The sequence below is a fragment of the Deinococcus multiflagellatus genome, assembly GCF_020166415.1.
Lineage (GTDB): Bacteria > Deinococcota > Deinococci > Deinococcales > Deinococcaceae > Deinococcus > Deinococcus multiflagellatus.
This window is the reverse complement of sequence record NZ_JAIQXV010000007.1, coordinates 80603-93500: the sequence shown is the minus strand read 5'-3', so window position 1 is coordinate 93500 and position 12898 is coordinate 80603. Positions and strand designations below refer to the sequence as shown.

The following is a 12898-nucleotide window of genomic DNA, read 5'->3' as shown; positions in this document are numbered from 1 at the left end:
CCCGGGGACAGATGAGACTCCGGCGCTGGAACAGCGGAGTTGCGCTCTGCCCAGGAGGCCTTGGCATCAGCGTCGGCCCGTAGGCGGGGTCTTCCCGGGCCTGAAGGAAAGCGCGGGCCGCCGTCAGCACCATTCTTCCTGTCGTCTTCCTGGCGCACGCCGCCTCGCGGCGCACTACCACGCTTTGGGGTCACTGTCCGGTTCTTCCAGCAGCAGCCACAGATCCCGCCCCTGCTCGGCGGCGCTCCGCTGGGCGTCCAGCAGCGTGGCTTCCAGTTCCTGGCTGAGGTGGGGATGGCGGCGGCGGAAATCGGCGTAGTCGCACAGCAGCAGGGCCAGCCGGGGCGGCGTGCGGTCGGGGTCGGTCAGCACGTCGTACAGCGCGTCCCAGTTGCGGCCAAAGGCGCCGGGCAGGGCCAGCCCCGCGCCCAGGGCCAGCATCAGGCCGTCTTTGTCGTGGACTTCCCCGAACTTGATCTCGCGCACCCCGATCTGGTGGCCGGCCGCCAGAATGCGGGGCTCGTGGGGGGCAACCTGCAGGCCCTGGGGCGGCTCATTGAACACCTGAATCATGGCGCAATCCTCCGGAAACTGGCGTAGTGGTCGGCGGTGTAATAGCACTCGGCGGTGCGGGTCACGGGCGCCCCGCCACACACGATGCGCCGCGCGCCCCGGTCGGTTTCGCCGGGGGTGGGCACGGTGTATTCGCGGTAATAGCCGCTCGGCTGCCGGGGAAGCAGCCGCTCGCGGTTGCCGAACGCCGCGCCGTCCTTGCGGTACGGAAAAGGACCGCCCTGGGCAATGCGCCCCAGCACCTGCCGGCCTTCGGGGGGCAGGGCCGCCCGCGTAACCCACGGCAGGCCACTGACCGGATCGCGGGCCGCCGCTGTTTCAGCGCGCTGCGTGCTCTGCGGGGGCGGGGCAGCCTGCGTGGTCTGGGCCGGCGCCGGGTCGCAGGCCACCAGCCACCCGGCGAGCATCAGGGGGACCAGCAGCAGGGGAAAGGGGCGGACAGACCTCATAGGCTGCAGTCTAGAAGGCGCCCGTCCAGCCACGTCAGCAGTCCGGGCAGCACCTGGGTTAATCCTTTGTAGACCACCTGTTCAGGGGTCATGCTGCGCAGCGCCGTTGCCAGCGCGCGGGCCTGGGCAGGGGTTTCCACCGCCTCCTGCAGCGGGTACGTGAAGGGCCGGATGGTAAACAGCGCGCCGTGGGCAGCCGGAAAGCCGGCGAGGGTCTGGCGCTCCACACGCAGAAAGGCGGCGTCCGGGTCAAAGGTGGTGTCCGGGGCGCGGTCAGCGTCGGCGGGGGCGGCGGGGTGGTGGTCCAGGCGGCCCGTCATGCTGATGCCCCAGGCAAAGCGCACGAAGGGTCCGCGCGCAATCACCGCGTCCACCAGCTTTGGGGCCGTGGCATTCATAGGGCCGCTGCCCGCCACCGGGGTATGCACCGCCACAAAGTCGCGCCCCAGCTTGTCGCGCGGGTCCCAGTGCTGCGGGCTCAGGACATGGGTGGCCGCCAGCCAGTCGCGCCCGCTGGCGGGGTCGCGGGCGATCAGGGCAAGGTCCTCGGGGGCATTCAGGCCCAGAAAGTCCAGGGCATGCAGGGGCGTCAGATCGTGGACCAGCGCGGCGTCGGGGGCGTCAAAGCGCTGCAGGTCTTCTACCGCGTTCCAGCGCAGGTTCAGCGTGGCCTGCCAGCCCAGGGCCCTGTTGCGCAGGGTCCGGCCGTCCCAGGTCACCCGGCCGCCGCTGTCGGCCGCCAGGGTGCGGGCGATGTGGGTCAGCGCCGCTTCGCGCAGGTCTGGGCCCAGGGCCGCCTCGCCCATGTATTCCCAGGCTGCCCGGCGATGGGCCGCCGCCTTGCTGGCGATAAACGGCGCGTAAGTGTCATCGAAGGCGAAGGTGTGGTGCTCGGGCGCGGGGGGGTCCAGCCAGGGAATGGCCTGCGCCCCCAGGCGATACAGCCCCGCCGAGACAGCGTAAACACCACTCAGGAAGGGGCGGTAAATCAGGGGGTGCTTCACCATGGATCAATATTCAGGGTGAATTGCCCGTCTGGTTGCAGGACCACCCGGACATGGGCCTGCCACAACAACTCGTGCAAGGGCAGTGACAGCGTCGCCCACAGTAATTCCGCTGCGCTGTGGGTGCTCACTGGGAACACCGTGACCGGAGGCACGACGATGGCCGTCTCCATCGTCGTGCCACTCCACCACCTCAATGCTCGCCCGTTTGGCGTAGGCGGTAATGGCCTCTTTCTGCACCGTGGGCCCGAACTGCTGCATCTGGGGCAGGGTGCTGACCCGGAAATAAGCGGCAGCGCGCGTCATGGGTTGGCTGTGGCGTAGTCGGCCGCCAGCTGGTCAATGGTGCTGCCTACGTCATCTGCAAAATCATTAGTCAGGGCTGTTCCAGTACGACCTGTTACCCCAAAAGAGCCCGCATTCCAAATACTGACAACTCCCGGGAAGGTCAATTGGTCATAAATATCAACGGCGAAGCTGTATGCCAACACCCCTAACGAGGTTTTGAAAGCGTCTATTTGCACGTAAACCCTCGTGCGGGACAGATCGCAATTGGTGGTAAAGGGAACACGATAAGCCCTGAGCTTTGTAGAAACCTTCTGAAAGACTGCTTCACTGATCGCGGCAGCTTCCACACCTACGCTTTGGCCCACTTGGACGCTTGCCTTATCAAAACAGGTGTTCAGGTTCTTGAGGTTTGCTGGATCGCGGTTGGCCGCCTGAGCAGTTGACACGACAAGCATTCCCAACAGAATCCGTTTCCGCATGACCCATTGTGCCACTGGATTAGTACCCGCTGGCATAAAAATGCCCGCGCAGGGTGGGCTGAGAGGATTATCTACGCCGTTGTGCTTGGAGAAGGGGCTCTTGCTCAACCTCTCCAACCGCCCGGTCTGATTTGACCTGAAGAGGGACAACTGGGGAAATAGGGGGGTCCGTTTAGACCAGCCCCTCAGACGTCCCAGCTGCGTCAGGTGTACCATTGCGAAGAACGCCCTTGCTGAGCTGAGTGTCTAAAGAGAAGCGGCGCGCGGGATCAGCTAGACCCGTGCGCCGCTGGGCAAGTCGGTTCAGCTTAAGTTGTGATTGGAGGCGGTGGCGCCCGGGGCACTCTCAGAGCAGTGGGAACTTGCCGACGTCAAACCCTCGCCCCTGTCTCTATCAGCACCCTCCCTGCCCCGAACGTCGCCCGGTCCTCACTCAGGCCAGATTGCCGTTGGTCATCACGCCGGTGGCAATCAGCACCAGAATCAGCACGCCCACCACCACGCGGTAAACCGCAAAGCCCTTGAAGGTGTTGGTGGAGACGAACCTCAGCAGCCAGCCAATGGCCAGGTAGGCGGTTACGAAGCTCACGCCAGCGCCCAGCAGCACGTTGGTCAGGCCAATTTCGCGGAAGATCAGTTCGCGCTCCTGAATCAGGTTCAGCAGGGCGGCGCCGCCCAGGGTAGGCACGCCCAGGTAAAAGCTGAACTTGGTGGCCGTGGCGCGGTCCAGGCCCAGCACCATGCCGCCCAGAATGGAACTGGCGCTGCGCGAGAATCCCGGCCACAGGAGCGCGAGGCACTGCAGCGCGCCGATGAGGAACGAGCGCTTCACGCCAATCTTTTCAATGGTGTCCACGTTCGGCGTCACCTTTCGGCTCTCGATCAGCCACATCAGCACGCCGCCCACGATCAGCGCCCAGGCCACCACGCTGGGGCGGAATAGGAACGCCTTGATGGCGTCGCCAAACAGCAGGCCCAGAATCACCGCCGGAATGCAGGCCACCAGCACGCCCAGCCACAGGGTGCGCTGGGTCTGGTCGCTCCCCACATGCCGGAGCTTCAGAAAGTCCCGCCAGTAGTACACCAGCACGCTGAGGATGGCGCCGCCCTGAATCACCACTTCAAAGGCGTCCTTGACCTCCTTGGTCCAGGGCACGCCCATCAGGTTGCCGGTCAGGATCAGGTGCCCGGTGGAACTGATGGGCAGGAATTCGGTGATGCCCTCGACGACTCCATACACAATGGCGTACAACCAGTCCATAGCTGCGAAGTGTACGCCCTGGGCGCCGCGCCGTGGCGTCCGCCGGAAGATGCACACTGGGCACAATGACCCTGCACCCCCACCTGCGCCGCTGGACCCTGGAACCCGACGGCGAGCCCTTTTCCACCCACAGCAGTGACCTGTGGCCGGTGCGCTGGCAGGGCCGCCCGGCCATGTTGAAAGTGGCGCGCGGGGCTGAAGAAGAGCGCGGGCATGGCCTGATGGTGTGGCTGGCCGGCATGGGCGCCGCGCAGGTGTACCGCCACGAGGGAGCGGCCCTGCTGCTGGAGCGCATTGAGGGCGAACATGCCCTGAGCGCGGTGGTCCAGGCCGGCCACGACGATGAGGCCAGTCGGCTGCTGTGCGCTGTGGCCGGGCAGGTCCATGCCCCCCGCGCGGCCCCCTGGCCGGACCTGCTGCCCCTGCCCCAGTGGTTCCGCGCGCTGGCGCTGGCCCAGGACCACGGCGAGCTTTTTGCCCACTGCTGGGCGGTGGCCCAGGCCCTGCTGGCCACGCCCCAGGATGTACGCCCCCTGCACGGCGACCTGCACCACGGCAACGTGCTGCACAGCGCGGCGCGCGGCTGGCTGGTGATTGATCCCAAGGGCCTGCTGGGGGAACGGGGCTTTGATTTCGCCAACCTGCTGTGCAACCCCTCGCTGGACATCGCACGGCAACCCGGGCGGTTGGAGAGACAGGCGGGCGTGATTGCGGCAGCGGCCGGGCTGGACCGCGCCCGCCTGCTGGCCTGGGTGGCGGCCTACGCGGGGCTCTCGGCGGCGTGGCACAGCGAAGATGGGCAGACCGAAGAAGCCCGGCACACGCTGGAGATCGCGCAGCAGGCCCTGGCCCTCTCCTCAGAGACCTGACATTGGTCTATACTCTTCGTTTGGGTGCCCCCGTGACCCTGCCTGTGCGCGCTCGAGCGTCGCGCCTGGGCCTGGCCCCCTTTGGCGGGGCTGGCACGCGGACGGCAAACTTTTTCCCACTCAACGCTCAGGAGTTTTCATGTCGTACATCTCCATGAAGCAGCTGCTGGAAGCGGGCGTGCACTTCGGGCACGAAACCAAGCGCTGGAACCCCAAGTTCAAGCGGTTTATCTTCGCCGAGCGCAACGGCATTTTCATCATTGACCTGCAAAAGACCCTGAAGCAGGTGGACCGCTCCTTCGACTTCATCAAGGACCTCGCCGAGCGCGGCGGCGTCATCCTGTTCGTGGGCACCAAGAAGCAGGCCCAGGAAATCGTGGAACTCGAAGCCCGCCGCACCGGCATGCCCTTTGTCACCAGCCGCTGGCTGGGCGGCATGCTCACCAACTTCAAGACCATGCGCACCCGCATTGATCGCCTGAACGAACTCGACGATATGTTCGAGTCCGGCCGTATCAATGACCGCCTGAAGGCCGAGCGCATCAAGCTGGCCGCCGAGCGCGAGCGCCTGCAGCGCTTCGTGGGCGGCATCCGCAAGATGAGCCGCCTCCCCGACGCGATCTTCGTGGTGGACCCCACCAAGGAAGTCATCGCCGTGCAGGAAGCCAACCGTCTGGGCATCCCCGTCATCGCCCTGGCCGACACCGACTCTGACCCGGATGTCATTGACTACATCGTGCCCGGCAACGACGACGCCATCCGCTCCATTCAGCTGATCACCCACCGCATCGGCGACCTGCTGGTCGAAGCGCGCGGCGGCGGCGAGGATGTGGGCGCGGCCGAGGGCGGCGCCGAGCAGACCGAAGACACCGAGAGCATCGAAGCCTAACCAGAGGCCGGAAGGGGGCTGCGTCCGGCGAAGGTGCTTTGCCCGGACCGCCCCTTTTTCCAGCCGCACCGAAGCCGCTTCACTTTCTTTCCCAGGAGGGATACCCATGCTGGAATCGATCAAGAAACTCCGTGAACTGACGGGCGCAGGCATGATGGACGTGAAAAAGGCCCTGGCCGACGCCGGTAACGACGAAGACAAGGCCATTGCCCTGCTGCGCGAGCGCGGCATCGCCAAGGCCGTGAAGAAGGGTGACCGCGAAGCCAAGGAAGGCATCGTGCGCTTCAAGGTGGACGGCAACCGCGCCGCCATCGTGGAAGTGAACAGCGAAACCGACTTCGTGGCCCGCAACAGCGACTTCCAGGCCGTGGTGGAGCAGTTGGCCCAGGCCGCGCTGGACGCCAAGACCAGCGACCTCGAAGAGTTCAAGAACTTCAGCGTGAACGGCGAAACCGTCGCCACCCTGGTCGCCGCCACCGCCGGCAAGATCGGTGAGAACATTGTGCTGAACCGCGTGGCCTACCTGGAAGGCAGCACCGTGGCCGGCTACGTGCACAGCAACGGCAAGATTGGCGTGCTGGTGGACGTGGAAGGCGGCGACGATGCCAAGGCCAAGGACGTGGCCCTGCATGTGGCCGCCGAGCGCCCCCAGTTCCTGACCCGCGACGAAGTGAACAGCTCCGACATCGAGAAAGAGCGCGAAATCCTGACGAACAAGGCGCTGAACGAGGGCAAGCCCCAGCAGATCGTCGAGAAGATCGTCGAGGGCCAGATCGGCAAGTTCTACTCCGAGAAGGTGCTGCCCGAGCAGGCCTTCGTGAAGGACAACAGCCTGACGGTCGCCAAGTACCTGGGCGACGCCAAGGTCAAGCGCTTCGTGCGCTTCGAGATCGGCGCGTAAATCCTGCGAAGAGGGCCCCTGCAACAGGGGCCTTTTTCCTGCACGCGGCCTTTTTTTCTTCGCTCCTCCGGCAGCCGCGCACCTGGGCTGCCGGCTCTTTCTTGACGCCCAGCGAGGTTCACATGTTCAAGCGCGTCCTACTCAAGCTGTCCGGCGAATTTCTGGCCGGCGAATCCGGCTTTGGGATCAGCCCCGACACCACGGCGGCGCTGGCCCGGCGCATTACGGCGGCGCTGGACGGCACAGGGGTGGAACTGGCCATCGTGATTGGCGGCGGCAATTTCTGGCGCGGCGAGCGCAATGGCAAGGGCATGGACCCCGCCACCGCCGATTACATTGGCATGCTGGGCACGGTGATGAACGCCATGGCCCTGCAAGACGCCATGGAAACCGCCGGGCGCCCCACCCGCGTCATGAGCGCCATTCAGATGGCGGCGGTGGCCGAGCCGTACATTCGCCGCCGCGCCATCCGCCACCTGGAAAAAGAGCGCGTGGTCATTTTCGGCGGCGGCAACGGCGCGCCCTTTTTCACCACCGACACCACCAGCACCCTGCGCGCCCTGGAAATTGGGGCCGAGGTGGTGCTGATGGCGAAAAACAAGGTGGACGGCGTGTACGACAGCGACCCGCGCAAGAACCCGGATGCCAAGTTCATTGCCCAGGCCACGCACCTGGAAGTGGTGGAGCAGCGCCTGGAAGTGATGGACGCCACCGCCCTGACCCTGTGCATGGACCGGGGCCTGCCCATCGTGGTGTTCGACTTGTTCCAGGAAGGCAACCTGCGCCGCCTGCTGCAGGGCGAGCGCGTGGGCACGCTGATTCAAAGTTAGGCAGCGGGGTGCGGGGAGCGGTGCGCGGGACGGCAGGGCGACTGGCTGTCACGGCCCACCCGCAAGCCAGCCACCATGCCTTTCACCGCGCCCTGCCTCCTGCCTCCCCATCCTTTACACTGACCCCACTTCCCCGTAAGGAGACTTCCCCATGGCTGACATGAAATCCATCCAGGCCGACGCCCGCGAGAAGATGGGCAAGGCGATTGAAGCGCTGGAAAACAACCTCTCGGTGCTGCGCACAGGCCGCGCCAACCCCGGCATTCTGAAAAAGGTGCTGGTGGACTACTACGGCTCCACCATGCCGATTGATCAGGTCGCCAGCATCACCACGCCCGACGCCCGCACGCTGGTCATCACGCCCTGGGACCGGGGCGCGCTGAACCCCATCGAAAAGGCGATCCGCGACAGCGACCTGGGCCTGAACCCCAACAACAAGGGCGACACCATCTTTATCTCGCTGCCCATGCTGACCGAGGAGCGCCGCAAGGACCTGGTCAAGAACGCCAAGAACTACGCCGAGGATGCCCGCATCGCCATTCGCAACATCCGCAAGCACGCGCTGGATGAAGTGAAGAAGGTCGAGGGCATGGGCGACGACGACATCAAGCGCGGCGAGGGCGAGGTGCAGAAACTCACCGACGAGTTCGTGGCCAAGGTGGACACCACCTTCCAGAAGAAGGAGCAGGAAATCCTCGGGTGAAGGCGCTGCGCGCCGGTCGTGGAGGGTGGGGTGTGGGGGGTGGGGCCGTGCCTACCACCGACAACCCACAGCCCACAGCCTTTCTGATACGACTTCCGAAAAATTCCGTAATACGTTACGGAATTTTTCCGACCGGAGGGAGAGGGAAAGGGTACGGATTTCCGGGAATTGGAGGAACATCCAGTTCTTTTCTGGATGTTACGGAAATGGACGGAATCCGTATGGGAGGGCCGCCATGGAGTCGCTGAGCAGCCGCATCCTCACCAGCGTGGTGGGGTTTGTCATTCTCAGCGTGGTCGTGTGGATCGGCTGGGGGGCGCTGCTGCCCGCCTTGATCGTGGTGGCGGTCATGGCGCTGCGCGAGTACATCCGCATGCTGGACCGCAACGACATTGACGTGCGGCGCATGAGCCTGGGGGTCTTTGCCGCCGCGCTGCTGGTGGCCAGCCTGCCCATGTGGCCCGGAACGCCCTGGCCCGGGGGCTCGTGGCGCGAGGCGGTGCTGACGGTGGCGATTGGCTACTTTCTGGTGGTGGAGGTGATCCGCCCCGGCGAGCGGCCCCTGGAGCGCATTGTGTACTCCATTTTCGGGCTGCTGTACATCCCGTGGCTGCTGGGCTATTTCCTGCTGCTGCGCTACAGCCCGGATGGGCATGACGGCCTGCTGTACTTTGCCCTGCCGCTGCTGGCGACCTTTGCGGCGGATATCGGCGGGTACTTTGTGGGACACTTTTTCGGGCGGCGCAAACTGGCCCCGGAAGTCAGCCCCGGCAAAACGGTGGAAGGCTCGATTGGGGGCCTGCTGTTCAGCTTCCTGATGGTGCTGGGCCTGACCACCCTCACCCACATCTGGACGCCGTTCGAGGCGCTGCTCTATTCCATTCTGGTGGCCAGCGCCAGCCAGCTAGGCGACCTCGCCGAGAGCCTGCTCAAGCGCGCGCTGAAAACCAAGGACAGCGGCACCAGCCTGCCCGGCCACGGCGGCTTTCTGGACCGGGTGGACAGCCTGCTGTTCGCCGTGCCCGCCACCTATCTGTTTCTGAACATCAGCGTGTTTACGCGGTAGGGCCGTGAGAGTGGAGCAGGACAAGAGCGGGCGGCCTGCGCAGGTCGCCCGCTTGGCGTTTCCGGGGCCTTTGCCCACAGCTTTGGGGCGGGTCTTCCACTAGCATGGCCGCAATGACGCAGCTGGGGCAGGACAACCGCATCACCGTGCTGGGCAGCACCGGCAGTATCGGCACGCAGACACTGGACATCGCGCGGGAACGGGGCTACCGGGTGACCGCCCTGGCCGCCGGGAAGAACCTGGACCTGCTGGCCGAGCAGGTGCGCGAATTTGGCCCAGATGTGGTCAGCGTGGACGAGGGCGTGTATGCCCAGGCCCGCGAGCGCTTTGCCGGGCGGACGGTGGTGGCCGACCCCAGCGCGCTGGCGGTGCTGGAGACCGACGTGGTGGTGAACGCCATGAGCGGTCTGATTGGGCTGGCGCCCACCCGCGCCGCGCTGGAAGCCGGGCAGGCGGTGGCCCTGGCGACCAAGGAAGCGATGGTCACGGCCGCCCATCTGATGTGGGAGGCGGCAGCGAAGGGCGGCGGGCGCGTGGTGCCCATTGATTCGGAGCACACCGGCGTGTTTCAGTGCCTGACCGGCGAACACATGGCCGATGTGGCCGAAGTGATTCTGACCGCGTCTGGCGGCCCCTTCCGCGAGGGCCCGGCCGACCTGAGCGGCGTGGGCCCCGAACAGGCCCTGAGGCACCCCTCCTGGCGCATGGGCCCGAAAGTCACCATTGACAGCGCCACGCTGATGAACAAGGGGCTGGAGGTCATGGAGTGCGCCAGCCTGTACGGCCTGCCGCTGTCGCAGGTGGGCGTGGTGATTCATCCCCAGAGCCTGATTCACGCGGCGGTGCGCTTCCGGGACGGCAGCCTGAAGGCGCAGTTTGGCCCCACCGACATGCGCCTGCCCATTGCGTATGCCATAGACGCTGCCCCCACCGGCATGACCCGCCCCGGCGACGTGCGCGGCGCGCGGCGCGGGCGCGAGGTGGGCCCCCACCTGGGCTGGCCCATGCGCGGCGAGTGGACCTTCAGTGCGCCGGACCAGGAGCGTTTTCCCTGCCTGGCCCTGGCCTACCGCGCGGGTGAAGCGGGGGGCCTCAGTCCCGTGGCCCTGAACGCCGCTGATGAGGTGGCCGTGGACGCCTTCCTGGCCGGGCAGATTGGCTTTCTCGATATTCCGCGTCTGATCGAGCGGGTACTGGATGAAACGCCGGCCGGCACCCTGACCTGGGCGGCCCTGGCCGACACCGACGGCTGGGCGCGGGCGCGGGCCCGGGAACTGTGCGCGGCGGGGGTGCGCGCGTGAATGTTCTGGAAGGCATTGCCGCCGCCCTGACCCCGCTGGGGCTGCTGTGGACGCTGCTGATTATCAGCGCCGCCACCTTTATTCACGAACTGGCCCACTACGCGCTGGCCCGCTGGCAGGGCGTGGCGGTGCAGTCGTTTAGCATTGGCATGGGGCCGGTGCTGCTGCGCCGCCTCTGGCGCGGCACCGAATGGCGGCTCTCGCTGCTGCCCATCGGCGGCTACGTGGAGATTGACGGCATGGCCCCGGAAGACGACGGCCAGGGCGGTCACCGCCAGCCCACCCGGGGCTTTGCGGCGCTGCCCGCCTGGGGCAAGGTGGCGGTGCTGCTGGCTGGGCCTCTGGTGAACCTGCTGCTGGCCGTGGCGTTGATGACGGTGAACTTCAGCGCCCAGGGCGTGCCGCAGCCAGACCGCGCCCGGATTGAAGAGGTGGTGGCCGGCTCGCGGGCCCAGGCGCTGGGCCTGCAGACGGGCGACGTGATCACCGCCATCAACGGCCGCGACATTCCCGACACGGCCGAGGTGGGGGGCCGGACCGTGGCCGGCTGGGAAGGGCTGCGCGAGGTGCTGACCCGGCCGGGCCCGCACACCTTCACCGTGGAGCGCGCCGGGCAGCCGCGCGAGGTGCGCTTTGACTGGACCCCGGTGCAGGGCGGCCAGCGCCAGCTGCTGGGCATCCGCTACGGCCCGGATGTGGCGCCGGTGGGCGTGGGCACGGCGTTCGTGCGCTCCTGGCAGGTCACGGCCGAGGCGGTGCCGCAGGTGCTGCGCTCCTTTGCGGGTCTGTTCCAGCGCTTCTTTACCCTGGACCTCTCGCGCGACGAGAACGTGAGCGGACCCATCGGCACCGCCGAGATTGTCAGCCGGGCCGCCGCCGTCAGCCCCTGGGCGCTGCTTCAGGTGGCCATCCTGCTGAACCTCTCGCTGGCGTTTTTCAATCTGCTGCCCATTCCGGGCCTGGACGGCGGGCGCATTCTCCTGGTGCTGGTGGGCGCCCTGCGCGGCCGGCCCCTCAGCTTTCAGCAGGAGCAGGCGATCAACCTCGCCGGCTTTGCCCTGGTCATGGCGCTGATGGTGTTTGTGGTGGTGCGGGACGTCACGCGGTTTTTTTAAGGGGATGTAGGTTGTGGGGAGTGGGTTGTAGGAAACCCACACAACCTACACCCCACGGCCCACAACCCTCTCTACCCGTTCCCCCACCCCAGTCAGCACCTCGTATTCCACGGTGCCGCCCCAGGCCGCCACATCCGTCACCGTGACGCCCTGGCTGGTCCACAGGGTCACCCAGTCGCCCAGCTGGACGTCCAGGCCTGTGACGTCCACCATCAGCTGGTCCATGCAGATGCGGCCCAGCACCGGGCGGCGCTCGCCGGCCACCAGCACCTGCGCCTGCCCGGTGGCACCCCTGGGATAGCCGTCGCCGTAGCCCAGGCCCACGGTGGCGACCCAGGTGTCCTGCGCAGCGCGCCACAGGGCGCCGTAGCTGACGGTTTCGCCGGCCCGCGCGGTGTGCAGGTGCGTGATGCGGGCCTGCAGGGTCATCACCGGGGTCAGGGGCACCGCATGGCGCAGGTGGGCGGGCGCAAAGCCGTAGGCGGCCAGCCCGGGGCGGGCCAGGCCCATGCCCGGCAGCGCCCCAAAGCTCAGCACCGCGCCCCCATTGGCGGCATGCACCAGCAGCGGCGCTGGCGTCTCGGGCAGGGCCGAGAGCACCCCCTGAAAGCGGCGCAGTTGCTCGTGGGCAAAGCTAGGATCGGGCTCGTCGGCGGTGGCGAAGTGGGTGTAAACCCCTTCCAGCAGACCCCGCTGCGCCAGACGGCGGCCCACCGCTACGGCGTCTTCGGGGCGGGCACCCAGGCGGTTCATACCGGTGTCGACCTTCAGGTGCGCGCGGGCGTGGCTGGGCAGGGCCTCGGCCTCGGCCAGGGAGGCCACGGGCAGGCGCACGCCCAGGTCGGCCAGGGGGGCCACCTCCTGGGGCATGGGCGGGGTCAGCAGCACCACGGGCCGGCCCAGCCTCAGCGCGGCCAGCGCCGCCGCCTCCTGCGGGGTCGCCACCGCCAGACCCCAGAGGTCCGGGTGGGGGGCGGCGAGGCGGGCCACTTCACTGAGTCCGTGTCCGTAGGCATTGGCCTTGACCGGCAGCAGCAGCGGCGCGCCGGCCCGCGCCGAGAGGGCGTGAAGGTTGCTGGCCAGCGCCTCGCCGCCCACCAGGGCGCGGGCGCGGGCAGCCAGGGGGGGCGAAGGGGCAGGGCGCATCTGGACCAAATGCTAGCGCCAGAC

Annotated in this window: 14 protein-coding genes; 8 read left to right on the top strand and 6 right to left on the bottom strand. The window is 67.0% G+C overall.

The genetic code is table 11. The annotated features are described in order from the left end of the window. Nucleotides 1-174: 174 nt before the first annotated feature. The 5 genes from K7W41_RS10545 to K7W41_RS10525 form a co-directional block, all read right to left on the bottom strand. A complete protein-coding gene (locus K7W41_RS10545) occupies nt 175-573 on the bottom strand; it encodes a barstar family protein (RefSeq protein WP_224607839.1) in 399 nt (132 codons plus the stop codon). Then, nucleotides 570-1022: a ribonuclease domain-containing protein gene (locus K7W41_RS10540; protein ID WP_224607836.1), complete on the bottom strand. Its 453-nt coding sequence runs from the start codon at nt 1020-1022 to the stop codon at nt 570-572. The genes K7W41_RS10545 and K7W41_RS10540 overlap by 4 nt, the downstream gene beginning before the upstream one ends. Then, nucleotides 1019-2029: a heme-dependent oxidative N-demethylase subunit alpha family protein gene (locus K7W41_RS10535; RefSeq protein WP_224607833.1), complete on the bottom strand. Its 1011-nt coding sequence runs from the start codon at nt 2027-2029 to the stop codon at nt 1019-1021. The genes K7W41_RS10540 and K7W41_RS10535 overlap by 4 nt, the downstream gene beginning before the upstream one ends. A 299-nt stretch (nt 2030-2328) precedes the next feature. After that, nucleotides 2329-2793 carry a hypothetical protein gene (locus K7W41_RS10530; RefSeq protein WP_224607830.1) on the bottom strand — a complete coding sequence of 155 codons (465 nt, stop codon included), beginning with the start codon at nt 2791-2793 and terminating at the stop codon, nt 2329-2331. 433 nt (nt 2794-3226) lie between these two features. Continuing rightward, nucleotides 3227-4054: an undecaprenyl-diphosphate phosphatase gene (locus tag K7W41_RS10525; RefSeq protein WP_224607827.1), complete on the bottom strand. Its 828-nt coding sequence runs from the start codon at nt 4052-4054 to the stop codon at nt 3227-3229. 65 nt (nt 4055-4119) lie between these two features. Between K7W41_RS10525 and K7W41_RS10520 the strand changes: the two genes are divergently transcribed. The 8 genes from K7W41_RS10520 to K7W41_RS10485 all read left to right on the top strand — a co-directional run bounded on the left by K7W41_RS10520 (nt 4120) and on the right by K7W41_RS10485 (nt 11728). Continuing rightward, nucleotides 4120-4923, top strand: coding sequence for an aminoglycoside phosphotransferase family protein (locus K7W41_RS10520; RefSeq protein ID WP_224607824.1), 804 nt, complete (start codon nt 4120-4122; stop codon nt 4921-4923). A 139-nt stretch (nt 4924-5062) separates the two neighbouring features. Then, nucleotides 5063-5812 (top strand): 30S ribosomal protein S2, encoded by a 750-nt coding sequence (gene rpsB / locus K7W41_RS10515; RefSeq protein ID WP_224607821.1) that lies wholly within the window; start codon nt 5063-5065, stop codon nt 5810-5812. Nucleotides 5813-5918: 106 nt separating this feature from the next. Then, nucleotides 5919-6713, top strand: a complete 795-nt coding sequence (gene tsf / locus K7W41_RS10510; protein WP_224607819.1) for a translation elongation factor Ts — start codon at nt 5919-5921, stop codon at nt 6711-6713. A 122-nt stretch (nt 6714-6835) separates the two neighbouring features. Beyond that, the gene (gene pyrH / locus K7W41_RS10505; protein WP_224607814.1) at nt 6836-7543 is read left to right on the top strand and encodes a UMP kinase; all 708 of its coding nucleotides are present in this window, start codon (nt 6836-6838) and stop codon (nt 7541-7543) included. 151 nt (nt 7544-7694) lie between these two features. Next, nucleotides 7695-8246, top strand: coding sequence for a ribosome recycling factor (frr, locus tag K7W41_RS10500; RefSeq protein WP_221088358.1), 552 nt, complete (start codon nt 7695-7697; stop codon nt 8244-8246). Nucleotides 8247-8481: 235 nt separating this feature from the next. After that, nucleotides 8482-9312: a phosphatidate cytidylyltransferase gene (locus tag K7W41_RS10495; protein ID WP_221088357.1), complete on the top strand. Its 831-nt coding sequence runs from the start codon at nt 8482-8484 to the stop codon at nt 9310-9312. 113 nt (nt 9313-9425) lie between these two features. Then, entirely contained in the window at nt 9426-10613 is a 1188-nt protein-coding gene (gene dxr / locus K7W41_RS10490) for a 1-deoxy-D-xylulose-5-phosphate reductoisomerase (protein WP_224607811.1), read from the top strand. Beyond that, nucleotides 10610-11728 (top strand): M50 family metallopeptidase, encoded by a 1119-nt coding sequence (locus tag K7W41_RS10485; protein WP_224607808.1) that lies wholly within the window; start codon nt 10610-10612, stop codon nt 11726-11728. Before dxr ends, K7W41_RS10485 begins: the two co-directional genes overlap by 4 nt. A gap of 45 nt (nt 11729-11773) precedes the next feature. Here K7W41_RS10485 and alr read toward each other — a convergent pair whose 3' ends face one another. Beyond that, nucleotides 11774-12874 (bottom strand): alanine racemase, encoded by a 1101-nt coding sequence (gene alr / locus K7W41_RS10480; protein ID WP_224607805.1) that lies wholly within the window; start codon nt 12872-12874, stop codon nt 11774-11776. Nucleotides 12875-12898: the final 24 nt, after the last annotated feature.

Coding starts and splice junctions, on each gene's coding strand:
- K7W41_RS10545 (WP_224607839.1), bottom strand. CDS start 573: ATGATTCAGGTGTTCAATGAGCCGCCCCAGGGCCTGCAGGTTGCCCCC.
- K7W41_RS10540 (WP_224607836.1), bottom strand. CDS start 1,022: ATGAGGTCTGTCCGCCCCTTTCCCCTGCTGCTGGTCCCCCTGATGCTC.
- K7W41_RS10535 (WP_224607833.1), bottom strand. CDS start 2,029: ATGGTGAAGCACCCCCTGATTTACCGCCCCTTCCTGAGTGGTGTTTAC.
- K7W41_RS10530 (WP_224607830.1), bottom strand. CDS start 2,793: ATGCGGAAACGGATTCTGTTGGGAATGCTTGTCGTGTCAACTGCTCAG.
- K7W41_RS10525 (WP_224607827.1), bottom strand. CDS start 4,054: ATGGACTGGTTGTACGCCATTGTGTATGGAGTCGTCGAGGGCATCACC.
- K7W41_RS10520 (WP_224607824.1), top strand. CDS start 4,120: ATGACCCTGCACCCCCACCTGCGCCGCTGGACCCTGGAACCCGACGGC.
- rpsB (WP_224607821.1), top strand. CDS start 5,063: ATGTCGTACATCTCCATGAAGCAGCTGCTGGAAGCGGGCGTGCACTTC.
- tsf (WP_224607819.1), top strand. CDS start 5,919: ATGCTGGAATCGATCAAGAAACTCCGTGAACTGACGGGCGCAGGCATG.
- pyrH (WP_224607814.1), top strand. CDS start 6,836: ATGTTCAAGCGCGTCCTACTCAAGCTGTCCGGCGAATTTCTGGCCGGC.
- frr (WP_221088358.1), top strand. CDS start 7,695: ATGGCTGACATGAAATCCATCCAGGCCGACGCCCGCGAGAAGATGGGC.
- K7W41_RS10495 (WP_221088357.1), top strand. CDS start 8,482: ATGGAGTCGCTGAGCAGCCGCATCCTCACCAGCGTGGTGGGGTTTGTC.
- dxr (WP_224607811.1), top strand. CDS start 9,426: ATGACGCAGCTGGGGCAGGACAACCGCATCACCGTGCTGGGCAGCACC.
- alr (WP_224607805.1), bottom strand. CDS start 12,874: ATGCGCCCTGCCCCTTCGCCCCCCCTGGCTGCCCGCGCCCGCGCCCTG.